Below are 25306 nucleotides of genomic sequence, written 5' to 3'. Positions count from 1 at the left end.
GTATTTATTAACTCTTTAATTTTTTAACTCTTCTACAGCTTTTCTTGTTATTCTAAGCTTTTCTTCTACTTCTCTCAAATTATTTCTTGCCATTCCTATAAATAGCATATCTATTATTGCAAGCTGTGATATTCTTGAACTCATAGCACCTTCTCTTAAAGATTTTTCTACAAATGGGACATGTAGAACTATATCTGATATACTTGCTAATGTATTATTTATACTAGCCTTTGTAATCGATATAACAGGAACGTCACTTTTTTTAGCATTTTCAATGCATCTAATAACTTCTTTTGTTTCTCCAGAATAAGATATAGCTATTGCCACATCTCCTTTTTCCATAAGAGCAGAAGAAGTCATCTGAAGATGAGTATCAGTATGAGAAATACATCTCTTATTTATTCTACTTAACTTATAATAAAAATCCAAACCTACTAAATTAGAAACACCTACACTAAATATATATATATTTTTAGCTTTATTAAGTACATTTATAGCTTTTTCTAGTTGGTCTTCTTTTAAAGTCCCCACTGTTTGATTTACTATTGAATCTATAGATCTTTTTATTCCATGGATTATATTTTTTGTAGATAAATCACCCTCTAAATATTCAAAATCTGAAGCCTTCTCATGATTTTTTATATTTAATGACAATTGCAACTTCATTTCATTTAAAGTATCAAAACCTATTTTTTTAGAGAATCTAACAACTGTTGGAGCTGATGTATTTGTAATATCTCCAATCTCCTTTGCTGACATACCTATAATGCTTTTTTTATTACTAAGTAAATATTCAGCTATTAGCTTTTCCCTATCTGTAAAACTATCATAATTTTGTTTAATATACTGCAATACGTTCATCATTAACACCTTACTACTCTTTCATCAGCTTATTTATTGACTATATTAAAGTTAAATTTTTTACCACCATGTATATATTTTAATAAATAAATATCTTTTTGTAAAACAGAAGCTACTATATTTGTTCTAAAATCTTCACTTTGATTTATTTTTAATATTTGAAGTTCTCCCATATATCTCATATAGTTCTTATTGTCTATTGAAATATCTCCATATTCTTTACTAGTTGTATTAAAAGGTTCTATAGTGTCACCATTTAATAGCAATCTACTTTCACTTGCCCTTATAGCATCTCTAGCTTCATCTGTTCTTGCTGTATAGGTTTCACTTAGAAGTCTAATTATGACTTCACTATTAGTCTTTACATTTATATCTAATTCTATAACTTCAGGATCTAAATTTGCTAAGTCTTTTAGTTCATCTATACTTGGAAGAGAATCTCCTATAAACACTGATTTGTTTCCTAGTGCAAATAAGTGATTAGCAGCATCCCTTACCCCTACTCCTCTATGATCTTCAAGAGTTGGTAAGCCATCTTTTAATGGACTTCTTTTTCTATTATTTGACTGTACAAATGCACAAGGTTTTATTCCTCTTTTGCTAAGAATACTATTTTTATCTACCATACACTCTTCAGAAATACCTGTTCCAATTCTTGGATAAAAGTTATGCAATGCATCTACATTACTATAATTAGGAGAGTATTTATCAAGTTCATTAAAGAATTCTTCAGTTATAGTTGATGCATTTAATTGAATTTTAATTCCATATTTATTGTTACTCATTTTAGCGATTTCTTCTTCACTGTAGCCAAAGTCTATCCTTATAGTTTTAACTCCCAGATCCCTTAGTCCTTTTAAGTCCATATCTTCCAAATCTAAAAATTTAAAAGTGTTAGGTGATATATCACTTATTATATCCATGTCATAGTTTTTAGCTATATCGAAAAATTCTTTAACTTCTTTTTTCAAAACTTCATAATTAGCTTCTGGTATATGAAGAGATGTAAATATTCTAGTAAATCCAAGTTCATGTGCATCTTTTAATAATTGAATATTTTCTTCTTTAGTATTATCAAGTCCAAAATAAACTGAAAATCCATAACTCATATTAATCCTCTCCTTAATTAACTTATTTTTATAATTAATGTTATTTTTTAATGTAAATATCTCTTAAAATTAACTTATAAAAAATCAGGCATATTAAGAAACCTATCCTAATATGCCTACTATTTTATATAAATACAAACATTTTACTTATTAAAATTATTGCTTATATCATTTAGCACTTTAGGATACATTTCTCGCCATGTTGGCCAAGAGTGAGTTCCTTGATTTTGTAGCTCATATTTAACATCAAATCCAGAATCTCTAGCATAAGAAACAAAATTTTCAATATTATCATAAGATATTACTTCATCATCTTCTCCATGATATAAAAAAATATTTATATCCTTTGATTTAACTTCTCTAATTAAGTTTTTATAAGAATTTTCATAATACTTTTCTACTAATGGACTTCCATAAATGATATTATTTTCTTCTATAGTATCCCAAATAGCCGGTGACATTAATCCAACTGAATCAAATTTATTACTATTGCTTAATGCTATATTTAATGATCCAAAACCGCCCATAGAAATCCCAGCTATCGCTCTATTACTCTTATTATTTAACGTTCTATATTTAGAATCTATTAATGGAATTAAATCATTGACTATTGCACTTTTCATTTTGAATGTTGGCCCATCTACATAAAAACTATTAAATCCATCTACAAACACAACTATCATAGGTTTAATCTCTTTATTAGTTATTAAATTATCTAATATTGATTTTGAATCTATTCTAGTTTCATCAATTGTATTAGTAACATTTCCACCCCATCCATGTAAAACATAAAGTACAGGATACTTTTTATCTAAATTTTCCACATATTCTTCAGGAAGGTAAACTCCATAGTTCCAATGTATTTTCATTGTATTAGACCATTGAGTATCTGCTATTACCTGAGATGTCTTATCCTCAACTTTTATTTGATCTTCTTCTTTTACTTGTTCTTCGGCTTTTATATTATTATTCATTTCACACCTTCCTTTTTACTTTTCTTAAAGTAAAGTGTAGAAATTAAGTAATACCCAATTACCTTTAGTAACTAAGACTTACATAATATCTACACTTATTGTTTAATTATTTCTATATTATTCTACTGGATCTTCAAATCCAAGCATCTCTGTAAATAAGTATCCTGCTACATATGATGTAATTACTCCAATTAAGAATACAAACATTTTTCCATCTGCTATTAATAATGCTAGAGGTAATCCTGATACTCCCATAGCCACTGCTCCAACCTTGAAGATTGCCATTACTGCTCCACCAACTCCAGCTCCTAAACAAGCTCCTAAGAATGGTTTTCCTAGTGGTAATGTTACACCATATATTAATGGTTCCCCAATTCCTAAGAATCCTGGAACTAGTCCATTTTTAGCAGTTTTCTTTAATCTTTCATTTTTTGTTCTTCTAAGCACTGCTATAGTTGCTCCAACTTGAGCCATACCTGCTGTTGCTAATATAGGAAGTAATACTGTATATCCTGCAGTAGCTATTAAATCGGCATGTATTGGAGTTAATGCTTGGTGCATTCCTGTCATAACTAATGGTAAGAATAATGCCCCTGAAACTGCTCCTGAAATAACTGAAACAAATGTATTATCTGATGCTATTGTTTGTGCAACTACCATACCAATTGTATCTGAAATAAATCCACCTACTGGTTGAAGTATAAATAATGCTGCTAACACTGATAATGTTAAAGTTACTAAAGGTGTTACAAATAAATCTAATACATCTGGTACAAACTTTCTACAAGCTTTTTCAATGAAAACAGCTAGTAAAACTACTAATATAACTGAAATAACTCCTCCACGACCTGGTGTTAAAGCTTTTCCAAATAAATTAATATTTGCTAGTGCTCCTGATGAAAGAATACCACCTAGTACTCCACCCATCATAGGCATTTGTGAACCAAACTCTTTAGCTGCATTTACACCAACTAAAACTGATAATACTGAGAATACTCCACCACCTATAAGCCCAATTATTTGGGATGCTGTAGTTGTTTTATAAACATCACCAAAATAAACATTACAAATATTATTAACTGCAAGAACTAAACCACATGCTACGAATAAAGGTATTAATGGAATAAATATATTTCCAAGCTTTCTAAGTCCATTTTTAAAACCTGTATTATTTTTTTCTTTTAATTTTGCTTTTGTAGCTTTAAGTGCATCTTCGCCTAAAAGTATAGGCTTTCCAACAATTTTACTCACTTCATCAGTCACTTTATTAACTTTTCCTGGTCCATATATTACTTGTAGTTGACCGTCTGCTTTAACTACTCCTAAAGATCCTTCTAACTTTTTAATTTTTTCTATATCAGCCTTTGAATAATCTTTAAGTTCTAATCTACAACGAGTCATACAATTAGCTACAGACTGTATATTGTCTTTTCCACCTACTAATTCTACCAAATTTTGAGCAATTTCTTGATTTGTCATTCTCAATTCCTCCCACATTTTTTAATTTTAACTTATTCTTCTAAATACCCTTTAATTGTTGTTCTAAATACCCTTTAATTATTGCTTTAAATACCCTTTAATGCTTCAGCTATATACCCGTTTTTATCATCCAATATATTCTTAGCTTGGTTTTTATCAAGCTTTGATAATATCATAAATATTGAAAGTTTAACATCAAACTCTGTTTCATTTAATGTTTTTTCTACTTCTTCCCTATCTGCTCCAGTAGCTTCACAAACTATTTTTTTTGATCTTTCAACTAGTTTTTCATTAGTAGCTTTTACATCTACCATTAAGTTACCGTAAACTTTTCCAAGTTTTATCATGGCTCCTGTAGATAACATATTTAAAACCAACTTTTGAGCTGTTCCAGATTTTAATCTAGTTGAGCCCGTAATTACTTCAGGTCCTACTACTGGTGCTATTGAAATCTTAGCTGCTTTTGAAACTTCTGAATTTGCATTACATGTAACTGATACTGTTAAAGCACCTATTTCATTTGCATAATTTAATCCACCTATTACATAAGGTGTTCTACCTGATGCAGCTAGTCCAACTACTGTATCATTTTCGTTTAGTTTCTTTAACTTTAAATCCTCAACAGCTAATTCCTTAGAATCTTCTGCTCCTTCTTTTGCTCTAAATATAGCTTCTGTTCCCCCTGCTATAATCCCTTGAACTACTTCTTCTGAAACTCCATATGTTGGAGGACATTCAGACGCATCTAATATTCCAAGTCTTCCTGAAGTTCCAGCTCCTATATAAATTAATCTTCCTCCTTTATGCATTCCTTCTACTATTCCATTTATAGCTTCTGCTATTTTAGGTAATTCCTTTTCAACAGCTTCTGCAACTTTTTTATCTTCATCGTTAATCTTTTTAAGCATTTCTAAGGTTGAAACCTTGTCTATGTCTATGGTATTTGGGTTTCTACTCTCTGTTGTTAAATTTTCTAAGTCTATTTTATTCATATAAATACCTCCAAAATAAAGTATGCCTACCAGTGCATTTGACTACGTTTTCACTTTAATATTATATTACCATATTTGAAACAATATTTCAACGCCTTTATTCAAATTCCTTATTTCATTTCATTGGATTTGTTTTATTCTTATTAGTTATTTCATTAATTCAATATTTCTATATTAAATTTATAACTTATTACTTTATATCTTTAATTTGCAAATAATTTTGAACAGTAAAAGAGACTGTTCAAAATCAACTAACCAAGTCAATTTTATAACAGTCTCTTTTATTCTTATTATAAAATTTAAATATCTATTCTTTTACTACATAAGTATCTGCAACAGTACACTTGCTACTATTAACATCAAAGCTCCACATATACGAGTTGCTATTTGTGCAAATGGTATTAATTCCATTCTATTAGCTGCTGATAGTACTGCTACGTCTCCTGTACCTCCCATATTAGTTGTACAAAGACCTGCAGTTAGTGATGATTCTATTGGATAGAATCCAACTAGCTTTCCACCTACTCCAGCTCCTATAGTTACACCTGCAATAACTACAAATACAAGAACTAAGTATAAAGGACTTATTGATTCTGCAACGGCTTTTAAATCTATCATTGAAATACCTATTCCAACTAGAAGAGCACTTGTTAAATTTGTCATTACAAATTGTCCCCATTGCTGAGCTGCTTGCTCAAATTTCTTTGGCAATATTCCAAGTATCTTAGCTGCCGCAACACCTATTATCATCCAAGCATATGCATGAATTGAAGGAATTAACTTACCAACTATTGTACCAAAAGTAAAGAAAGTCATTGCTAATAATAATCCCATTCCTAACATTTTAAGATCTAGTTTATTCTCTGTCTTTTCTTCCAAATCTCCTGAATCACTTTTCATTAGTTTTCCATTACCAGTCCAATTTGGTTTTACTGTAGCTACTCTTCCTAATACACCAGCCATTATTATAGCCATAACATTTCCTAAGGTTGATGCAGGTATCATTACAGAAAGCATCTGTGAAACATCAGTTCCTAATGCTTGTGAATACATATTAGATAAAGGTATAACACCAGCACCCATTCCGCCACCCATCATAGGTATTGCAATAAACATTATAGCTTCTTTAAATCCATATCCTAAAAGTGCTCCAGCTGTTCCAACCAATAATAATGCAACTGTTATAGAAGCTACTGCTACTGGTAAGAATCTAACAGATGCCTTTATTAATAGTTTTCTTCCCATTCCTAATATACTACCTGTTATTAAGGCAGCTATATAAAAATTTAAAAATCCAAAATCATTCATAAAACTGTTTACATTTGATATAACGCCTTCAGGTATTAGGTTAAAAGTTACTAATGCAGCTGATGCAAATATAGCAACTATTGCACCTCCACCTAAATAAGTCCTAACAATAGGAGTCCTATTTCCTATTTCATTGAATAAAGCACCTAAAACCATCATTATAGATAGAGCTCCAACTATTCCACTTGGTAAGTACCCCATAACTGTGGCCCCTAGTATTACTGTTGCTACCCCTAAAAATGCTAGTAATGGCATTCCCATTATTTCTATTTTCTTTTTTTCAGTAGCTTGACTTGAGTTTTTATTTAATATGCCTTGCATAATATATCCCCCTAATTGTTTTTATATTCTAGCTATTCCTGTTTCTTTAGCAACTCTAGCAACCTCTTTTGCCACAACTTCAGCTACTCTACTATCAAAAGCTCCTGGAATTATATACTCTTCATTTAGCTCTTCATCAGTTATAATGCTTGCTATAGCCTTTGCAGCTGCTATTTTCATTTCTTCTGTTATATCTGTAGCTCTAACATCTAAAGCTCCTCTAAATATTCCTGGAAATACAAGAACATTATTAATTTGATTAGGGAAATCTGATCTTCCTGTTGCTATTACTCTAGCTCCACCTTTTTTAGCTTCTTCTGGCATAATTTCTGGAATTGGATTTGCCATAGCAAATACTATTGCATCTTTATTCATTGTTGAAACCATTTCTGCATCCATAACATTTGGTGCTGAAACTCCTATAAATACATCTTTCCCCTTTATTATTTCCTTTAATGGTCCTTTTTCATTATTCTTATTTGTAACTAAAGCCATTTGAGCTTGTGCTTCATTCATCCATTCTTCTCCAACAGCAACTGCTCCTTGAATATTTACAAGAATAGCATTTCCTACTCCTAATTGTAGAAGTAATTTGCATATAGATATACCTGCTGAGCCTGCACCATTTATAACTACTTCTGTATCTTTAATATCTTTTCCTACAAGCTTTAAAGCATTTATTAATCCTGCAGCTACTACTATTGCAGTTCCATGCTGATCATCATGAAAAACTGGTATATCTAATTCTTCCTTTAATCTTCTTTCTATTTCAAAACACCTTGGTGCTGATATATCTTCTAAATTTATTCCTCCAAATGTAGGTGCTAAATATTTAACTGTCTTAATTATTTCTTCTACATCCTTTGTATCTAAACAGATAGGAAAAGCATCAACCCCAGCAAATTCTTTGAATAATATAGCTTTACCTTCCATAACTGGCATTGCCGCTTCTGGTCCAATATCTCCTAAGCCTAAAACTGCTGTTCCATCTGAAACTACTGCAACTAAATTTCCTTTTGCTGTATATCTATATACATCTTCTTTATTTGCACTTATCTTTCTACATGGCTCTGCAACTCCTGGTGTATAAGCTGTACTTAATTCTTCTCTATTAGTTACTCTTACCTTTGAAAGTACACCTACCTTACCTTTGTTATTTTCATGCATTTCTAAACTTAATTTGTTATAATCCATAATATTCATCTCCTAAAGGTTAATTTGTTTTCTTGATATTATTCTACTGCTAACGTTTTCAAATTTATACTTTTAATAAGTATTGAAAACCTTTTGTAAGTAAAGTACATGTTAAAGATTTAACTAAAATTTATAGATTTTGAAATAATTTTACTATTTTTTATATAATAAATGAACTTCTTAACATTAATTATGTTTTCACTTTAACAATAATATATGTATCTGAAATAGATATTTTTTTAATTTTTCAAGGTATAATAACTAAATCAGTGCCCTTATAGAAACTAAAAAGAGTGGATTATTACACCACTCTAATAAATCATCCTACATATTCCACTTATACTTTATACTAGGTCTTCCCCCTGTTTCGTAGTCTATTTCACTAGTTATTTCTTTTATTTCCATCATGTAATTCATATACCTTCTTATTGTAACTCTTGATAATCCTAAGCTATCAGCTATTTCCTCACTGGTATATAGTTTATTTTTATTATTCTCCATAAAGCTTCTAACATTTTTTAATGTTTTTTCTTGAAGTCCTTTTTTTATATTACAACTATTTAAATTTATACTATTGCCAATAATTTTATCTATTTCCCCTTGATTTAATTTATTATTAGTATTAAACATTTTATACTTTTCAAGAAACTTATTTATTGCTTCAATAAATCTGTTATATTCAAATGGCTTTATTAAGTAATCTATAATTCCTAGTCTTAAAACTTCATCTATATTTCTGCTTTCATGTTCTGCTGTAACCATTATTACTTCTGTATTAATTTCTCTTCTTCTTATTTCTTTTAATAACTCTATGCCTGTTAATTTTGGCATATAAACATCTAGAATAACAAGATCTATATTATTTCTATTTAAAATTTCTAGTGCGTCTTTTCCATTATTACATATCCTTACAACTGTAAGCTCCTGAAAGTCTTGTATATATCTTTTATTAATATCAGCAACCATTGGATCATCTTCTACTATCAAAACCTTAATCATATTATTTCTCCCCACCTATTCTTATAGTAAAACAAGTTCCTACTCCTTCTTCAGTTTCTAAATTTATTTCTCCCCCAACACTATCTACTATTTCTTTTATTAAATACATACCTATTCCAGTATTTTTTTTCTTTGTAGAGAATCCTCTTTTATATAAAGATAGTTTATGTTCTTCTCTAATCCCCATACCTGTATCATCAACCATTATTATTAAGGATTTAGCATCTTCTGAAATAAGTAAATTTATTTCTTTTATTTCATCATCTTTTTCATTTATTGAGTCTATGGAATTTTCTAGTAAATTTCCTACTATAGTCACTAATGAATTACGATTTAAAAGCTTATTATCTCTATTTAAGCAACTATTATTATACAGTCTTAGCTTTATTCCTAGTTCTTTAGCTCTACTCATTTTTCCTAGTATTAATGCTGCTACTGTAGGCTCTTCTATTTGGTTCATAACAAGACTTACTACTTCTCTCTGATCTTCTGTTATATCAACTATGTATCTTTTGGCATCTTCTATTCTATCTATTTGTATAAGTCCTAATATTATATGAAGCTTATTCATAAATTCATGAGTATTAGCTCTTAAAGCATCTATTATTTGATTTACTCCTGTTAGTTGTTCTGCAAGCCTAGTTACCTCAGTTTTATTTCTAAATATAGCTACAGCTCCCATAACTTTATCATTTTCTCTTATTAATATTCTATTACTTATAATTACCTTGTCATTTATTATCATATCTTTATTGTATTGGCTTTCCTTATCTTTAATAACGTTTATTAACTCTGTCTTAGGAAATACATCAATTATATATTTTCCTTCTGGATTCTTTTCTTCTATATCTAGCATGTTAATAGCAGCGTTATTAAAAAGTGTTACTATTCCTTCATGATTAATAGCTATTATCCCTTCTTCTAGGGTAGATAAAACTTCTTCTCTTTGTAAATACATTTTAGCAAATTCTTCTGGCTCGTGACCAAGTAATGACATCTTTATATTTCTAGAAAGATACATAGATACTATTATAGTTATACTGCATAAAAACCCAGCTACCATTATATATATACTAAGTATATCTATTTTAAGCTTATTTAAATTTTTAAGAAGAGTACTAGTCATAACAAAGCCTATTTGATTACCATTTTTATCTTTTATTGGAGCAAAAGCTCTTTTTTGATTTCCTAAAGTCCCTTTAGCTTCAGATATATAACTTTCCCCATTAGTTAATACTCTCTCCTCATCACCTCCAGTAAATGACTGCCCTATCTTTTCTTTATCTGGGTGATAATATCGTTTACCATTATTATCTGCAATAACAATAATATCAACATCATTTAACTTTGGTATTAAATCATCTATATATGTAATCAAATTATCCTTTACTTCATTATTTATTAAAGAATCTCTAACCATGTCTGATTTAGAAAGCATTTCAGAAACATTTTTTATATTGCTTGTAATATTTCTTTCTAATATGTTTACACTTAACATCAATGTTATGATTACTGTTACTGTTATTGCAATAGTTATTAATGTAACATTTATAAATGTTATTTTTCCTTTAAGAGATGCGCTTTTCTTCTTATTTATTTGCATATTCTCCCCTCTTTAACATATTTTATTTCATTTTAAATACCCTATGATGTAGACTTTACTATAGTATTGTCTAAATTCATAGGGTAACTTTTAAATATTAATATCTATCATTATTCTTAATTTCGATATTAAATATTAAAGAATTCTGTAAATAATTTTATTGTATAGTAGTTATCTTCTACTGCTGCTAATTCCCTTATTGAATGCATTGAAAGTAATGGTGCACCCATATCCATAACTGGAATAGTTAAGTTAGCTGAAGTTATTGGACCTATAGTTGTTCCACCTCTTACGTCAGATCTATTAAAGAACTTTTGATATGGAACTTCTGCAGATGCACAAAGGCCTTCAAAAATAGCTGCATTATAGCTATCTGTACTATAGCTTCCAGATGCTGCACTCTTTAATACTGGGCCTCCTCCTAAAACTGGTCTGTTAGTTGGATCATGCTTTTCTTCTGCATTTGGATGAACTGCATGAGCTAAATCTGCTGATATCATTATTGAGTTTGATAAAGCTCTATGGAATCCTTGTCTATCTTTTCCTAATGCTAGAGTTATTCTTTCTAAAATATTTAATAATAGCATTGAATTAGCTCCTTGAGCTGTAAGACTTCCTGTTTCTTCATTATCTATACAAACCATAACTTTAGTAAAGGTATTTACTTTGCTATCTATTAAAGCTTGAATACCTGTATAAACCATCCACATATCATCAAGTCTTCCTGAGGATATGAATTCTTCATTTAATCCTGTTAAGCATCCCTTTTCAATTTCATATAACCCTAAATCAAATCCTAATATTTCTTCTGAAGAAACATTTAGCTCTTCTGCTAATAGCTTAACTAAATATCCATTTTTCTCAAACTTTTCATTTATTAAGCTTAATAATGGCAATGTATCCTTTTGTCTATTTATATTAAAGCCTTCGTTTACTGTTCTATTCATATGAATTGCAACACTTGGTATTATAAGAATTGGTTTATTAATATTTACAAGCTTTGTCTCTGGCTTAATAGCTGATTTTCCTTTTACAGTTACTTTTCCTGCTAATCCTAAAGGTCTATCAAACCATGTATAAAGAATTGGTCCCCCATAAACTTCAGTATTTAGCTTTAAATACTTTCCTTCTGAAACCATCTCTGGATTTGCTTTTATTCTAAAGCCTGGTGAATCAGTGTGTGCTCCTATTAATCTAAATCCGTCTTTATCAATCTCTCCATTACCAACTGTAAAAGAAATAAGCGCAGAATCATTTTTTATAACATAATACTTACCTGTTTTTTGTAAGTTCCATTCTTCACTTTCTTTTATTTCACTAAAACCATTTAAATCCAATCTTTCTTTAATAGTTTTAACTGAATGATATGCTGTTGGACTTTTATATAAAAAGTCTATTAAATCTAATGCTAATTCTTTTTTCATTTCAATTCCTCCTAAATTAAGACTATTAATATTATACCATATTTATAAAATTTTCTTATTATTTATAAAATTAATTATAATTGAATTTAGTAAATTTTAGTATATAATAGTGATTATATCTATTTTGAATAGATATATATTTTCCATGAAACAATATTAAATAGATAGGAGTGATACGGTGATTGCTAATTTTTTAGTTAAATCTTTCATAAAAAATAATGAAGATACAAAAAATCAAAAAGTTCGTAATGCTTATGGAACCTTAGGTGGAATTATAGGAGTTATAATAAACGTTATTTTATTTTTAATTAAATTTTCAGTAGGTATGTTGGTTGGATCAATTGCTGTTTCAGCTGATGCATTTAACAATTTATCTGATGCAGCTTCTTCAATAATAACCATAGTTGGATTTAAAATGGCAAGTAAACCTGCTGATGCTGAACATCCTTTTGGACATGGTAGAATAGAATATTTATCTGCACTATTAGTTGCCTTCATGGTAATGCTTGTTGGATTACAGTTTATAAAATCTTCAATAGAAAGAATTTTAAACCCTCAAGCAATAACCTTTGAAATAGTTCCATTTATACTACTTTTAGTATCAATTGGATTTAAAATATGGTTATCATCTTTTAATAAATTTATAGGTAATAAAATAAATTCTTCTGCTTTAAAAGCTTCTGCTGCAGATGCAATGGGTGATGTTTTCACATCTAGTACAGTTGTAATATCATTTTTAATTGCTAAATTTACAACACTTCCTATAGACGGATATATAGGTGTGTTTGTTGCATTAGCAATCTTATATGCAGGTTTTCAAATAGTAAAAGAAACATTAAATCCATTGCTTGGAGAGGCTCCAGATCCTGAACTTGTAAATGAGATATGTGAAAAAGTATTATCTTATCCTAATATTTCAGGAGTACACGATCTTATAGTTCATAATTATGGGCCTGGTAGAATAATTGCTTCTTTACATGCTGAAATTCCTTCAGATATAGATATAATGGAAATTCATAATGTAATAGATAAAGCTGAAAGAGAAATTTCAAAAGATCTTAATTTACATTTAGTAATACACATGGATCCTATTTGTGTTATTACAGATGAAATTAAAGAAACTTGGGACTTCGTAGAAAAAGTTCTTAGAAAATATCCAGAAATAAAATCGATGCATGATTTTAGAATAGTTGGTGAAGGTGAGATTAAAAACCTAATATTTGATATAGTTTTATCTTCAGCTGATTCTGGTAATAAAAAAGATCAAGAAAAAATGCTATCAAGCATTAAATCTTCTATAAAGAAAGAACATCCACAATATAACTGTGTTATAACAGTTGATTATGACTTTATGTAATACAATAAATTTTAAAGAGTTAAAGAATTAAAGAATTTGATAAATTCTTTTATAATTCTTTAACTCTTTCATTTTTTAACCCTTTAACTATTCTTCCTCATGTTTTCTATAAACTCTTCTGTTTTTTCATTTCCTGACTTTATAAATGCTAGTAGGCAAGCTCCCAAGTCTGGTGATAATTGTGGTTCCACTAGTTTAACATTGTATCCCTTTAATATGTTTCTCAATGGATTAAGTATTAAATCCCCACAATTAAATACTCCACCTGTATAAGAAACTTTTATCTCATCTTTTTTATCATAGTTCTTTAATAAAGCTTTTATCATTTCTCCAATTTCTATTGCCGCTTCATTAAATATTGCTATTGCTCCTTCATCCCCGCTTTGGGCTGCATCTGAGCATAATTTAGCGAGCTTAGCTATCTCGCCTCTATCACCTTTTATCTTTTCATTTACATAAGAAACTATTTCATAATCACTATTTAAGCTTAAATTAGTTTTAAATATTTCATATAAAGGAGCCTTATCTAACCTTCCATCACTTTGCTTGCTAAATAATGCTAGTGACTTTTTACCTATCCAATAAGCAGATCCTTCATCCCCTATTGAATATCCCCATCCACCGCATCTTAACACTTTCTCATCTTTTAAAGCCAACACTATGGATCCTGTTCCTGAAACAACATTTATTCCATCTTCTCCAACTAAAGCTCCTGCTATTGCAACTCTTACATCATTATTTAGAATATAATCCATTCCAGCAAATACTTTAGAAACAACTTCACTTATTTTATCTGCAATTTCTTTAACTATCCCATATCCAGCTAGCCCTAAATAACTTTTTGAAATTTGCTCTTTAGAAATATTACTAGACTCTATTATTTCTTTTAGTCCATCTCTTAATAATATTTCCAAATTATTAAAGCCTATTTGAGTTGGGTGAGAGGTTCCTTTTATAACTCTACTAATAACATTTCCATCTTTATTTATTAAAGTGAAACAGGTTTTAGTGCCTCCTCCATCTATCCCTAAAAAATACATAAATTGTCCTCCAATTATTTAATTAAGTTGAAGTTGAATTTTTGCCATGGTTTTATATAGTCTAGAATAAATATTTCCTCTTCCTTAATATGTCCTACTACATTTGATTTGCCACTGTTAAGCATATCTGATAAAGCAATTTGTAGTTCTCCAGCATAATGTCCATATTCACTACTTTCTATTACTATATCACCTTTCTTAATTATTTCTGGCGCATTAAATAATTTAAAGTCATGTCCTTTATACTTAACTCTACTTTGAGTAGATCTAATTAAATTATCTGAGAAATCTCCACGATTAAAATGTCTTTCTTTAAATAATATTTTTCTCTCTATTTCTGGAGTTGATTCTTCAAGATAAACATCGAAAGTAACCATATCTTTTCTCATAGAGCCTAGCTTTTTCATTTCTTCTTCTGTTGGATAGCAATTTGATATTATTATATCGTTTATATTGCCTAATGCTATTAAGTGCTTAGCTTGAACTTCTATTGGTAAATTACGATGTAATTCTAAAGTTGGAAGTCCATCTGCAACAGGCCATGGACCAAATGTTCCTTCATTTTGACTTGTTATAAATGCAGCTGTTCTTAATCCATGCTTATTAACTTTTTCTGTACATTTCATAAAATGATCAAAATTTAATCCGCTATATCTATGTGGATAAAAATTATGACAAGCAATTAAGTTATCTTTATTAGGCATATAATCCATTATTGTATCTATATAATGAGTATTAATACTCATATTGATTTCAATTTTAAGATTTTCATCATTAAATGTCATTAATGACTCTTCTGAACCTGTGAATCCCATATCTAGTCTTAAGCCATCTGCCCCAATTTCCTTAAAGAAACTTAGGTCTTTATAGCTTATACCTAACTCATTAAAGACTCTTGGACTAACATCAACTATTATTTCAAAGCCCTTTGATTTTGCATATTCATTTGTCTTTCTAAATTTATTAGCTATATTTTCTTTAGTATCATTTACTGAAAGTAGACAGGAAAATATTCTGCTAAATCCGTTTTCACTTGCTATATCTATATATTTGTATATTTCTTCCTCTGTAGTTTTTTCTTGATAAATTGATATTCCTAATTTTCCCATAATATTCACCTCTAACTTTAGTTTAAAATAAAGTGGTGAATTTCTTCACCACTTTTATAATTATTAATTTTATTGAGCTTGTTCGCCTTGTTCTTCTTGTAATAATTTCTTATCATACATCATAGCAAATGGATAGTACATTACTATTGATATTAAAATACAAATTATATTTAATACTGCCGCTCTCCAGTCTCCTCCTGTAGCTAGATAAGCTCCAATTGGTCCTGGTAACGTCCAAGGGGCAATCAATTGAACTCTATTGACCAATCCCCATGATGTAGCAAACCATGCTAAAGTACCTGTTACTAAAGGTGTAGTTATAAATGGTATAATTAATGTTGGATTTAATACTATTGGAGCACCAAATACTATTGGTTCATTTATATTAAATATACCTGGTACTAAAGCAGCTCTACCTATTGTCTTACCATAAGTAGATTTACTAAATATTGATAAAACTGTAATTAAACCTATAGTACATCCTGAACCCCCAATATATAAGAACCATTGGAAGAAAGGTTCTGCTGCTATTGCTGTTAAAGGAGCTCCAGCAGCTGCTGCAGCTGAGTTTTGTTCCAATAAAATTAACCATATTGGTCTTGCAATAGATCCAACTACTGATGCACCGTGAATACCAAATGACCAGAAGAAATCTTGTAAAATTGCTAATATCCAAACACTTGGTAAACTATCACTTGCAGATACAAGTGGAGCAACTATTTTTCCAATAAATCCATGCCAATCGAAATGAAGGTAATATGTTATAGATCCTATTAATAAAACTATAATTGCAGCTGGTGTTAAAGCTTCAAAACTTCTTGCAACAGATGCTGGAACTTGTTCAGGCATTGTAATCTTAAATCCACTCTTATTAGTAAATCTAAATATTTCAACTGCTAGTATTGATACTATAATACCAACGAACATTCCGCCTCCACCCATGTTTGCCATAGGCATTTGGAAACCTTGTGGTACTCCTTGATACCATTTTAAAAGATCTGCATTTCCTTTAACTATTTCCATTAATTCTGGAGTTAATGCAGCTGCACTCTTAGGAACAAGAGTTAAGAAAAATGCTGCTGCTGATAATGTACCACCAGTAACTCCATCAAGTTTATATGATCTAGCTAAACTATATCCTATACCCCAACATGCATATATTGTCATTATATACATTGTCATTCTAAATGGAAGCACTATAGTTGCTGCATTAGCTTTAAGAGTTTTGTAAATCCCCCAACTTTGTGGTAGCGGTGGATTCGCAAGTATTAAGAAAAATGATCCTACAATAATTAATGGTAATGTAGCTATAATACCATCACGCACAGCACGTAAATGACGTTGCTCTGCCAATTTTGCCATTGGAGTAGATAACTTCTTGTCCAAGAAATCAGCAAAATGATTCATAATTTAATTCCCCCTTAGATAATAAAATAAAAAATAATTATTATTTCAAACTTACATTTAGTTTAAATTAACTTTCTGCAAGTTCTTTAACTTGTTTAAGTAGTTTTGGACCACCTAGTGGACTATATGCTTGAGGTTGTATTAAAGCACATGGAACCTTTGCTTCATCTGCATATGCTTTTAAATAATCAAAACGGTGTCTTACTTGAGGAGCAACCATTGCTACATCATATCCAGCTTTAACTTCTTCCTCAAACTCTTGTGTACTTACAGCTTTCACTTCCATATCTACACCATTTTTTTCAGCTTCTTTTTTAAGTGCATTTACTGCTATAGCACTTGACATACCTTGTGAACATACAAATAATACTTTCATCATAAATAATACCTCCAATTTTTTATTAATAATTTCAACAATCATTAATATTTTTTTATAATATCTTTCTTAATTAATATTATAAATCGTTTTCAAGAAATATTCAATGTTTTCTTTCATTTTTTTTAAAATTTTATGAAATATAATTTCATATTTATATGAAAAACTTTAAATACAGCCATAGATAAGACATAATTCCCAATGAAAATGCAAAGAAAGCATAGCTTAACCAAAAAGACTTACAATATCCTTTTTTTGTTTCTATAAAATATCTTGAGTATGCAATAACAAAACTTGTTATAAATGTATTTCCTATTAACACCCCAAAATTAGTATTTACACCAAATATACTTAAAAACATTGGAAATATTATAGTTCCAACTACTCCACCTAAAAGTATCACTAAAGCACTTTTAAATCCAAAGGTTGGTATATTATAATCTGTTTTCTTAGCTCGCAACTCACTTGTAACAGAATTTCTTTTCATAAGCTTTAATACCTCCTTTTACTATAGACTTCATATATTTAAATTAATTACTTATCTGCTATCTTCTTATGTAACTTTATAATATGTTCTATTAATGTCTTAGCTTCAATAGCTGTCATTAAATGATCTTGAGCATGTACAAATAATACTGATACTTCAGTTTTTTCTCCTCTTGCTTCTGCTTGGATTATATCTGTTTGAATTTTATGAGCTTCTCCTAAACATACATCAGCTTCTTTTAATAATTCTTCTGCCTTTTCAAAATCACCATTTTCAGCTGCCATTAAAGCTTCATATGCTAGTCCCTTAGCTGTACCACCTTGACTTATTATTTCGAAAATTATTAGTTCCATATTTTGTGCCATATATATTACCTCCTAATATAAGTTTTACGTTTACACTAAATCTTTTTCTTAGTATAATTATATTATACACTATTATTTTTTTATTTCAATATTTTTTTTATTTTTTGAAATTTTATTTTACAAAATGAGTATATTAATAAAAGAGTATAGAAATTCTACACTCTTTTATTCAAATTAATTATCAATACCATAGTACACTAATTTTTCTTTATACTTGTATAACTCTATTAAGTTTTTACTGTTTTTTTCAGCTTCCTCATAGTATGATATTATATCTCTTACCCCCTCGTAAAATCCTAAATGCACACTTTTTTTCAGCTTCCTTAATCCTTCATTTATAGCTTCTTCATTGTTATCTATTTTTCCCTCTATAATTTCAATTTTTCCTTTTATAAATACACTTTTACCCTGTTCCAACAAATAATTTTTTCCGCATATATTATCTATTAAATTTTTAAATTCACTTATATCTCTTCCTCTTTTATATAGATAATACTCTAAATTAGAATAAGCTTTAATATATCCTGTAGAAATTGACTTTAAATAATATTCAACTGCCTCTTCTTCATTTTTATTAATTAGACCTTCTTCTGCTAATTCACCTAATAAATTAAGAGCTTTACCTTTATTTAATACTAACAATTCTTCTATATATTTGTTTACAGTTTCATTACACACTTCTACACCAATTCCCTTAGCATGATAATATGCTAACTTTATATTTCCCTCAACTATGTTAATATCTCTTAATAAATAAGCTCCTTCTAATGCTTTTTTATAATCTTTATCTATTCCAATTCCTTTTTCATGAATTTCTATTATATTTAACAACGCTTCTGTATTATACTTTTCAGCAGCTTTTCTATACCAAATTATAGCTTCTTTTGAATTCGCTTTAACAAATACTCCATGTTTATACCAGTTTCCTAACTTTATCATTGCCTTTTCAGATCCCTTTTCTGCGGCTTTTATGAAATATTTGAATGCTTCTTCATTATTCTTTTCTACACATACTCCATAAACATGAAGTAATCCATAATAATATATTGCTTCTGTAACTTCATTATCCATAGCTTTAGTTATATATTGTAACAATTCTTCTTCATTTATATCTTTTTCATTTAATAAATCTAATAAATATTCACTTGCAAGAGCTTCTGCTGCATAATGAGATCCCTTTCTATAAGCTTTCTTCAAGTACTCTAAACCTTTTTCTCTATTCTCATTTAAATATGCAACCCCTATAACATATAAAGAATGTGGATCTTCTCCTTCTGTAGCTAACTTCATATAGTATAATGCTTTTTTCTTATCTATTTCCACTCCTTCACCATTATAGTAGATTATCCCTAGCCTTTGAGTAGATTTTAAATCTCCGTTATTGTGACCTTTTAAATAATTCAGTAATGCCATTTCAAAATTTTTATCTTCTTCATATAATTTTCCTACTTTATAATACAGTGCTATATTTCCTTCTTCTATACTTTTAAAGTATAGTGAAAATGCCTTTTCTTTATCTTCATCTACATATAAACCCCAATAATACATATCTCCTAGACTGTCTAAACAATTTAGATCATTTTTTTCTGCTCCCTTTGATAAATAAAAGAAAGCTTTCTTATAGTCAGTTTCTATATGAGTTCCTTCTAAATATGATTGTCCTAAAACATAATAAGCGTCCTCAAAATCATTTTCTGCTGACTCCTCTAGCCAATAGTACGCTTTAAATATATTTTTTTCGCAACCCTCTCCGTTTTTATATAAATATGAAAGAGCATACTGAGCTGGTGCAAATCCATTTTCTGCAGCCTCTTTATACCACTTAAATGAGCATTCTAAATTTTGCTCTACCTCTTCCCCCGAAAAGTACATATATCCTAAAGAATATTGAGAAAATGGATTTCCTTTCAAAGCTGCTTTTTTATACCAATATAGTGCCTTGTTTATATCCTTCTCTCCACCATATCCTTTTTCAAAGAATAGTCCTAAATAACTTTCTGCGTATTCACTTCCCTCTTCTGCTGCCTTTTCGAAATATTCTTTTGCTTTATAATAGTTCTTTCTAACATTTTTACCTAGATAATATAGTTCTCCAGCTAACAAATACTCTTCAACTGAACTAGTTTCTTCTTCGCAACTTCCTTCTTCATATTCAGTTTCATCTAATAAATTTAATTCATCAAAATCGTCTACATGCTCTTCAACTTCATTATAATTTAAATATTTATCAAATATCTTTCTTTCATATTCACTTAGCCTATCATAAAATAATGAATAGTCCTCTTCACCACAATTTATAACTAACCAAACAGAAGCCTCATAAATTGCCTTTTGATCATATAATAATTCTGATAAATCTTTCTTTTTATCAACGTTTATTTCATAATCATTTAGCATATCTCCAATATAATATAAATCTTCTACATAATTTACTAGGTATTTCATAAGTTCATATGGAATTACGTCTTTTCTTGAAAGATATTTAATATTTTCTACTAATGAATTTTCACTGTTGTAAAATAACTTATTATTTAAATGTATTGTTATTATTATTTCCTTTATTGTTTTAATTAGTTTTAAGCATATATCTTCTAGATTTGTTTCTTCGTTTATTTTGTTTAAAATATAATATAAATCTTTAAATTCAAGTAATAAAAAACTAAAGTCAAATTTAAGTTTCATCATTCCCCCACAAACTCTATCTATTTAATTTCTTATTACTATTTTATTTAATTGAAATTTATATAGAACATTTAATTAACTATAAAATTCCTAAAAATGAAAGTGCTATCGCCATTATAAAGGTTATAAATATTAGCACTACTAGACTTATTTTTTTGTTTTTTATTAAGAAATACATTAATAGTGTGTACCATAAAAAATAAAACCAGTCTTACTATAAAGCAAAACTGGTTTTGTTTTTATAATTTCATTCCTTCAGTTTTCAAGTGGACACATGTAGGTTTGCGTTGACTTGGATCAAAGCGACGGAATAAGCAAACTTAAATATGTCCAATTTTTTATTAAAGCACCTTAGATAAGAAATCTATAGTTCTTGGATTTTTAGGATTCGTAAATACTTCTTCAGGAGTTCCTTGTTCTACTATATTTCCTCCATCCATAAATAATATTCTATCTCCAACTTCCTTAGCAAAACCCATTTCATGAGTTACTACAACCATAGTCATTCCTTCTTTTGCTAAACTTTTCATAACATTTAATACTTCCCCGACCATTTCTGGATCTAATGCTGATGTAGGTTCATCAAACAACATAACATCCGGCTCCATAGCTAAAGCTCTTGCTATTGCTATTCTTTGTTTTTGTCCTCCAGATAAAGAAGCTGGATAAGCATCAGCTTTTTCTAATAGTCCTACTTTTGTTAATAAATCCTTTGCCTTTTTTTCTGCTTCATTCTTGGACATATTTTTAACTTTAATAGGTGCTATTGTTAGGTTTTCTAAGACAGTTTTGTGTGGAAATAAATTAAATTGTTGAAACACCATTCCCATTTTCTCTCTTATCTTATTTATATCAGTTTTTTTATCTGTAATACTTTTACCTTCAAAAATTATTTCCCCATCAGTTGGTTCCTCTAATAAATTTAAGCATCTTAGAAAAGTACTTTTACCTGATCCTGAAGGTCCTATAACAACTACAACTTCACCCTTTTGTATATTTTCATTAATTCCCTTTAATACTTCATTGTTCCCAAAATATTTGTGTAAATTATTAACGTGAATCACCGGCCTTCATTCTCCTTTCTATATAATTCATAAGTCTTCCTAGTGAAAATGTCATAATAAAATAGAATACTGCTGCAACTATTAATGGTTCAAATCCTCTAAAAGTTACTCCTCTAACTACTTGTGCACCATACATAAGTTCACTAACACCTATTACAGATGCCATTGAAGACTCTTTAATTACAGTAACAAATTCATTACCTATTGCAGGTAATATATTTCTAACTGCTTGTGGCATTATTATAAGCTTCATTGCCGTAAATTGACTCATCCCTAAGCTTCTTGCAGCTTCTAACTGCCCCTTATCAACAGCTTCAATACCAGCTCTTATTATTTCTGAAACATAAGCTGCTGAATTTATAGATACTGCTATTATACCTGCTGTTAAAGCTGGTATATTAACACCTAAAAGTTCATCAAATCCATAATAAACTATCATGATTTGTAGAAGCATCGGAGTTCCTCTAATTATTTCAATATATATAGTTGCAATAGCGTTTAAAGGATTGATTTTCCATATTTGAAATTTTGATCTTTTCATAAAACATAATAAAGATCCTAAAATAACACCCATAAGTACGCTTATTAATGATATCAATAAAGTCCATTTAACACCATTTATAAAATATGGCATATATTCAGATAAAAAACTAAAATCTAAAGTCAAATTTTACACCCTTTCTCTTAACTTAAATTTAAAATTGACAATTGATAATTATTTTTACAATTCCATAAATTAAATTGCTTAACTTAATAAGAATATAATTCGTAATTGAAACATTATCAATTGTCAATAATTAACTAATTTGCTTGCCCTGCTAAATCATTAGCATCTATTATAAATTTATCTAATAATTTTTCTTCTTTTATTCTTTTTATTGTACTATTTAATTGTTCTGCAAATTCCGGTGAATTTTTCTTAATAGCAATAGCTGATCCACCTTCTGTATCTTTTAATTTTTCTTGTCCTACAACTAATTCTGGATTATTTTTAACTAGCATTTCAGCTACTGGTAATTCAACCACTAAAGCATCTATTTTTCCTGATTTCAATTCAAGAATTAAATCATTAACATTTGATAGTAATTGCATTTGAGCATCTGCAATTTTTTCTTTAGCTAAATCGGCTTGAATTGATCCCATTTGAGCTCCAACTTTTTTACCTTTTAGATCTTCAAATGTCTTATATTTATCTTTATCTTCAGCTCTTACCACCATTCCATGTTCTGCAACATAGTATATATCTGAAAAGTCTACAGCTTTTTTTCTTTCCTCAGTAGGACTCATTCCTGATATAACCATATCTATTTTCCCTGTTGGAACAGCTGCTACTAAAGAATCAAATTTCATATCTTTTATTTCTAATTCAACTCCCATATCTTTAGCTATTTCTTTAGCTATCTCGACATCAAAGCCTACTATTTCATCTTTTCCATCTTTCATAATATGAAACTCATATGGAGCATAATCCGCACTTAGTCCAACAACTAATTTTCCTTTTTCCTTAACTTCTGCTAGCTTATTTGCAGATTTAGAACTTTTTCCCCCACAGCTTATTAAACCAAATGACATAACCCCAACTACAGTTACAGCTAATATTTTTTTTATTATTCCCTTTTTCATTTTTTAATCCCCCTCTTTATGATTAAATATGCAAATTGTCTTTCAAATAAACTAGCATAATTATACACCATAATTTTATTTTTATGCAACACTTTTTTTAAAATTTTTTTATATTTTTCATGAACCATGTTATTTCAGTAAATCCTCCTTGTTTCTATACTTTTCTTGTTTATAAAAATAAATTTCATAATATTTATTATTTTTCAGAGCCTGAAAATTTATGCATTTTTATAAGTTGTTAGTTGTAATTTATACATAATATATAAGTTTGTCACACTTAATTACTGAAGCTATAGAAAATTGTATCTACTTTAACTAAATGAATGCACTTTATTAGAACATATATATAAATTCAAATTTATTGTTTCACTTTTTTAGTATAAGCATACATTATTATTGGAACTTAAATAAAAGAAGCAATAATTAGGAGTGATATAGTTGATTTACCAAAAAGAAAGGCATCTTTTTCCAGGGGGTAATACTTATAAAGGCTTTTACTCTTTTTATAAGTATATATTGACACAAGAAGATGCAAATAGAATTATATGCATAAAAGGTGGGCCTGGAACAGGGAAATCTTTTTTGATGAAAAAGGTTGGAGCTCATTTTAAGAATATGGGTTATTCAATCGAATATCACCACTGCTCTTCTGATAATAATTCCCTAGATGGAGTTGTTATAAAAGAACTTGGCCTTGCAATTCTAGATGGTACATCACCTCATATGGTTGATCCTATTCACCCAGGTGCTGTAGATGAAATTCTTAATATGGGGGATGCCCTTAACATTGATGCTCTTTCTTTAAACAAGAGAGAAATTATCGATGTTTGTAAGATTATTAGCAATAACTTTAAAAGGGCTTATACATTCTTAGCTTCAGCTAAGTATATCCATGATGATTGGAGTAGATTAAATTCTGAGGCTTTAGATTATAGTAAAATAGTAACAATTTCTGAAAGTTTAAAAGAAGAAATATTTACTAAGCAAAAGTCTGGTTTTGGTGATGAGAGACATTTATTTGCAACGGCATTTACACCTAATGGAATAATCACCTTTGCTAAAGATCTCACTTCTGAACTTAAGCGCAAATTCATATTAAAAGGCGGTCCTGGATTTAGCAAAAGCACTATTTTATTAGAAATAGGTAAGCTTGCTCAAAAGAAAGGCTACTTCGTGGAATATATGCATGATCCTTTTATACCTGAAAGAATTGAACACATTTTAATACCTGAAATATCTACTTGTGTATTAACTGAAAATGAAATTAGCCAAGCTTCTTTTAATGGTAAGACTTATAATATTGAAGATTTCTGTAATGCATCTATACTTTCAAGTAATAAAAGTGATGTAGATTATGATAAGCAAATTTTCTATGAGCTTACAAACAAAGCTTTATCTTACATCTCTGAGGCTCATAGAATTCATGATGAATTAGAAGCTTATTATATAAATGCTCTAGATTTTAATATGTTAGATAATATTTATGCTAATGTAATTAAAAAATTTGAAAATTATATACCTCTATAAAATTT

The 25306-nt window shown here is 29.1% G+C and carries 22 protein-coding genes; 2 read left to right on the top strand and 20 right to left on the bottom strand.

Going from position 1 to position 25306, the window contains the following annotated elements:
* Positions 1 to 15 precede the first annotated feature (15 nt).
* From ACZJV1_RS02660 to ACZJV1_RS02615, 10 genes are all read right to left on the bottom strand, one after another.
* On the bottom strand, positions 16 to 864 hold the full coding sequence (locus tag ACZJV1_RS02660) for a MurR/RpiR family transcriptional regulator (RefSeq protein WP_411169728.1): 849 nt from the start codon (positions 862 to 864) through the stop codon (positions 16 to 18).
* A 26-nt stretch (positions 865 to 890) separates the two neighbouring features.
* Positions 891 to 1970, bottom strand: coding sequence for a DUF871 domain-containing protein (locus ACZJV1_RS02655; RefSeq protein WP_460286048.1), 1080 nt, complete (start codon positions 1968 to 1970; stop codon positions 891 to 893).
* Between the two features lie 143 nt (positions 1971 to 2113).
* The gene (locus ACZJV1_RS02650) at positions 2114 to 2944 is read right to left on the bottom strand and encodes an alpha/beta hydrolase (RefSeq protein ID WP_463651329.1); all 831 of its coding nucleotides are present in this window, start codon (positions 2942 to 2944) and stop codon (positions 2114 to 2116) included.
* A 117-nt stretch (positions 2945 to 3061) separates the two neighbouring features.
* Complete coding sequence (locus tag ACZJV1_RS02645) at positions 3062 to 4423, bottom strand: PTS transporter subunit EIIC (protein ID WP_460286046.1); 1362 nt, start codon at positions 4421 to 4423, stop codon at positions 3062 to 3064.
* An 86-nt stretch (positions 4424 to 4509) separates the two neighbouring features.
* Positions 4510 to 5415 carry an N-acetylmuramic acid 6-phosphate etherase gene (murQ, locus tag ACZJV1_RS02640; protein WP_460286044.1) on the bottom strand — a complete coding sequence of 302 codons (906 nt, stop codon included), beginning with the start codon at positions 5413 to 5415 and terminating at the stop codon, positions 4510 to 4512.
* Positions 5416 to 5733: 318 nt separating this feature from the next.
* A complete protein-coding gene (locus ACZJV1_RS02635; RefSeq protein ID WP_463651328.1) occupies positions 5734 to 7044 on the bottom strand; it encodes a 2-hydroxycarboxylate transporter family protein in 1311 nt (436 codons plus the stop codon).
* A gap of 21 nt (positions 7045 to 7065) precedes the next feature.
* Positions 7066 to 8238, bottom strand: coding sequence for an NAD(P)-dependent malic enzyme (locus tag ACZJV1_RS02630; RefSeq protein ID WP_460286042.1), 1173 nt, complete (start codon positions 8236 to 8238; stop codon positions 7066 to 7068).
* A 324-nt stretch (positions 8239 to 8562) separates the two neighbouring features.
* Positions 8563 to 9237: a response regulator gene (locus ACZJV1_RS02625; protein ID WP_460286041.1), complete on the bottom strand. Its 675-nt coding sequence runs from the start codon at positions 9235 to 9237 to the stop codon at positions 8563 to 8565.
* Position 9238: 1 nt separating this feature from the next.
* Entirely contained in the window at positions 9239 to 10840 is a 1602-nt protein-coding gene (locus ACZJV1_RS02620) for an ATP-binding protein (protein ID WP_460286040.1), read from the bottom strand.
* Between the two features lie 128 nt (positions 10841 to 10968).
* Positions 10969 to 12264, bottom strand: coding sequence for a M18 family aminopeptidase (locus tag ACZJV1_RS02615; RefSeq protein WP_463651327.1), 1296 nt, complete (start codon positions 12262 to 12264; stop codon positions 10969 to 10971).
* A gap of 178 nt (positions 12265 to 12442) precedes the next feature.
* Between ACZJV1_RS02615 and ACZJV1_RS02610 the strand changes: the two genes are divergently transcribed.
* On the top strand, positions 12443 to 13621 hold the full coding sequence (locus ACZJV1_RS02610; protein WP_411169718.1) for a cation diffusion facilitator family transporter: 1179 nt from the start codon (positions 12443 to 12445) through the stop codon (positions 13619 to 13621).
* Between the two features lie 83 nt (positions 13622 to 13704).
* Here ACZJV1_RS02610 and ACZJV1_RS02605 read toward each other — a convergent pair whose 3' ends face one another.
* The 10 genes from ACZJV1_RS02605 to ACZJV1_RS02560 form a co-directional block, all read right to left on the bottom strand.
* A complete protein-coding gene (locus ACZJV1_RS02605; RefSeq protein ID WP_463651326.1) occupies positions 13705 to 14661 on the bottom strand; it encodes an N-acetylglucosamine kinase in 957 nt (318 codons plus the stop codon).
* Between the two features lie 14 nt (positions 14662 to 14675).
* Positions 14676 to 15770 (bottom strand): DUF871 domain-containing protein, encoded by a 1095-nt coding sequence (locus ACZJV1_RS02600; protein WP_463651325.1) that lies wholly within the window; start codon positions 15768 to 15770, stop codon positions 14676 to 14678.
* A 69-nt stretch (positions 15771 to 15839) separates the two neighbouring features.
* Positions 15840 to 17177, bottom strand: coding sequence for a PTS sugar transporter subunit IIC (locus tag ACZJV1_RS02595; RefSeq protein WP_460286036.1), 1338 nt, complete (start codon positions 17175 to 17177; stop codon positions 15840 to 15842).
* Positions 17178 to 17244: 67 nt separating this feature from the next.
* Positions 17245 to 17553: a PTS sugar transporter subunit IIB gene (locus ACZJV1_RS02590; RefSeq protein WP_322412841.1), complete on the bottom strand. Its 309-nt coding sequence runs from the start codon at positions 17551 to 17553 to the stop codon at positions 17245 to 17247.
* A gap of 154 nt (positions 17554 to 17707) precedes the next feature.
* Positions 17708 to 18040 carry a hypothetical protein gene (locus tag ACZJV1_RS02585; protein WP_411169714.1) on the bottom strand — a complete coding sequence of 111 codons (333 nt, stop codon included), beginning with the start codon at positions 18038 to 18040 and terminating at the stop codon, positions 17708 to 17710.
* A gap of 47 nt (positions 18041 to 18087) precedes the next feature.
* Positions 18088 to 18405 (bottom strand): PTS lactose/cellobiose transporter subunit IIA, encoded by a 318-nt coding sequence (locus tag ACZJV1_RS02580; RefSeq protein WP_322388348.1) that lies wholly within the window; start codon positions 18403 to 18405, stop codon positions 18088 to 18090.
* A 174-nt stretch (positions 18406 to 18579) separates the two neighbouring features.
* Positions 18580 to 21087: a tetratricopeptide repeat protein gene (locus ACZJV1_RS02575; protein ID WP_463651324.1), complete on the bottom strand. Its 2508-nt coding sequence runs from the start codon at positions 21085 to 21087 to the stop codon at positions 18580 to 18582.
* 341 nt (positions 21088 to 21428) lie between these two features.
* Positions 21429 to 22151 carry an amino acid ABC transporter ATP-binding protein gene (locus ACZJV1_RS02570; RefSeq protein WP_460286034.1) on the bottom strand — a complete coding sequence of 241 codons (723 nt, stop codon included), beginning with the start codon at positions 22149 to 22151 and terminating at the stop codon, positions 21429 to 21431.
* The gene (locus tag ACZJV1_RS02565; protein ID WP_460286508.1) at positions 22138 to 22785 is read right to left on the bottom strand and encodes an amino acid ABC transporter permease; all 648 of its coding nucleotides are present in this window, start codon (positions 22783 to 22785) and stop codon (positions 22138 to 22140) included. Before ACZJV1_RS02565 ends, ACZJV1_RS02570 begins: the two co-directional genes overlap by 14 nt.
* Positions 22786 to 22952: 167 nt before the next feature.
* Positions 22953 to 23774: an ABC transporter substrate-binding protein gene (locus ACZJV1_RS02560; protein WP_460286033.1), complete on the bottom strand. Its 822-nt coding sequence runs from the start codon at positions 23772 to 23774 to the stop codon at positions 22953 to 22955.
* Between the two features lie 438 nt (positions 23775 to 24212).
* Here ACZJV1_RS02560 and ACZJV1_RS02555 point away from each other — a divergent pair, with 438 nt between their 5' ends.
* On the top strand, positions 24213 to 25301 hold the full coding sequence (locus ACZJV1_RS02555; protein WP_460286032.1) for a PRK06851 family protein: 1089 nt from the start codon (positions 24213 to 24215) through the stop codon (positions 25299 to 25301).
* Positions 25302 to 25306 lie beyond the last annotated feature (5 nt).

The organism is Clostridium sp. LS3 (genome assembly GCF_055330225.1).
This window is presented reverse-complemented; position numbering and strand designations above follow the sequence as displayed.

Coding starts and splice junctions, on each gene's coding strand:
- ACZJV1_RS02615 (WP_463651327.1), bottom strand. CDS start 12,264: ATGAAAAAAGAATTAGCATTAGATTTAATAGACTTTTTATATAAAAGT.
- ACZJV1_RS02565 (WP_460286508.1), bottom strand. CDS start 22,785: ATGCCATATTTTATAAATGGTGTTAAATGGACTTTATTGATATCATTA.
- ACZJV1_RS02625 (WP_460286041.1), bottom strand. CDS start 9,237: ATGATTAAGGTTTTGATAGTAGAAGATGATCCAATGGTTGCTGATATT.
- ACZJV1_RS02650 (WP_463651329.1), bottom strand. CDS start 2,944: ATGAATAATAATATAAAAGCCGAAGAACAAGTAAAAGAAGAAGATCAA.
- ACZJV1_RS02600 (WP_463651325.1), bottom strand. CDS start 15,770: ATGGGAAAATTAGGAATATCAATTTATCAAGAAAAAACTACAGAGGAA.
- ACZJV1_RS02560 (WP_460286033.1), bottom strand. CDS start 23,774: ATGAAAAAGGGAATAATAAAAAAAATATTAGCTGTAACTGTAGTTGGG.
- ACZJV1_RS02660 (WP_411169728.1), bottom strand. CDS start 864: ATGATGAACGTATTGCAGTATATTAAACAAAATTATGATAGTTTTACA.
- ACZJV1_RS02635 (WP_463651328.1), bottom strand. CDS start 7,044: ATGCAAGGCATATTAAATAAAAACTCAAGTCAAGCTACTGAAAAAAAG.
- ACZJV1_RS02655 (WP_460286048.1), bottom strand. CDS start 1,970: ATGAGTTATGGATTTTCAGTTTATTTTGGACTTGATAATACTAAAGAA.
- ACZJV1_RS02645 (WP_460286046.1), bottom strand. CDS start 4,423: ATGACAAATCAAGAAATTGCTCAAAATTTGGTAGAATTAGTAGGTGGA.
- ACZJV1_RS02580 (WP_322388348.1), bottom strand. CDS start 18,405: ATGGCACAAAATATGGAACTAATAATTTTCGAAATAATAAGTCAAGGT.
- ACZJV1_RS02605 (WP_463651326.1), bottom strand. CDS start 14,661: ATGTATTTTTTAGGGATAGATGGAGGAGGCACTAAAACCTGTTTCACT.
- ACZJV1_RS02585 (WP_411169714.1), bottom strand. CDS start 18,040: ATGAAAAGAAATTCTGTTACAAGTGAGTTGCGAGCTAAGAAAACAGAT.
- murQ (WP_460286044.1), bottom strand. CDS start 5,415: ATGAATAAAATAGACTTAGAAAATTTAACAACAGAGAGTAGAAACCCA.
- ACZJV1_RS02630 (WP_460286042.1), bottom strand. CDS start 8,238: ATGGATTATAACAAATTAAGTTTAGAAATGCATGAAAATAACAAAGGT.
- ACZJV1_RS02590 (WP_322412841.1), bottom strand. CDS start 17,553: ATGAAAGTATTATTTGTATGTTCACAAGGTATGTCAAGTGCTATAGCA.
- ACZJV1_RS02595 (WP_460286036.1), bottom strand. CDS start 17,177: ATGAATCATTTTGCTGATTTCTTGGACAAGAAGTTATCTACTCCAATG.
- ACZJV1_RS02620 (WP_460286040.1), bottom strand. CDS start 10,840: ATGCAAATAAATAAGAAGAAAAGCGCATCTCTTAAAGGAAAAATAACA.
- ACZJV1_RS02575 (WP_463651324.1), bottom strand. CDS start 21,087: ATGAAACTTAAATTTGACTTTAGTTTTTTATTACTTGAATTTAAAGAT.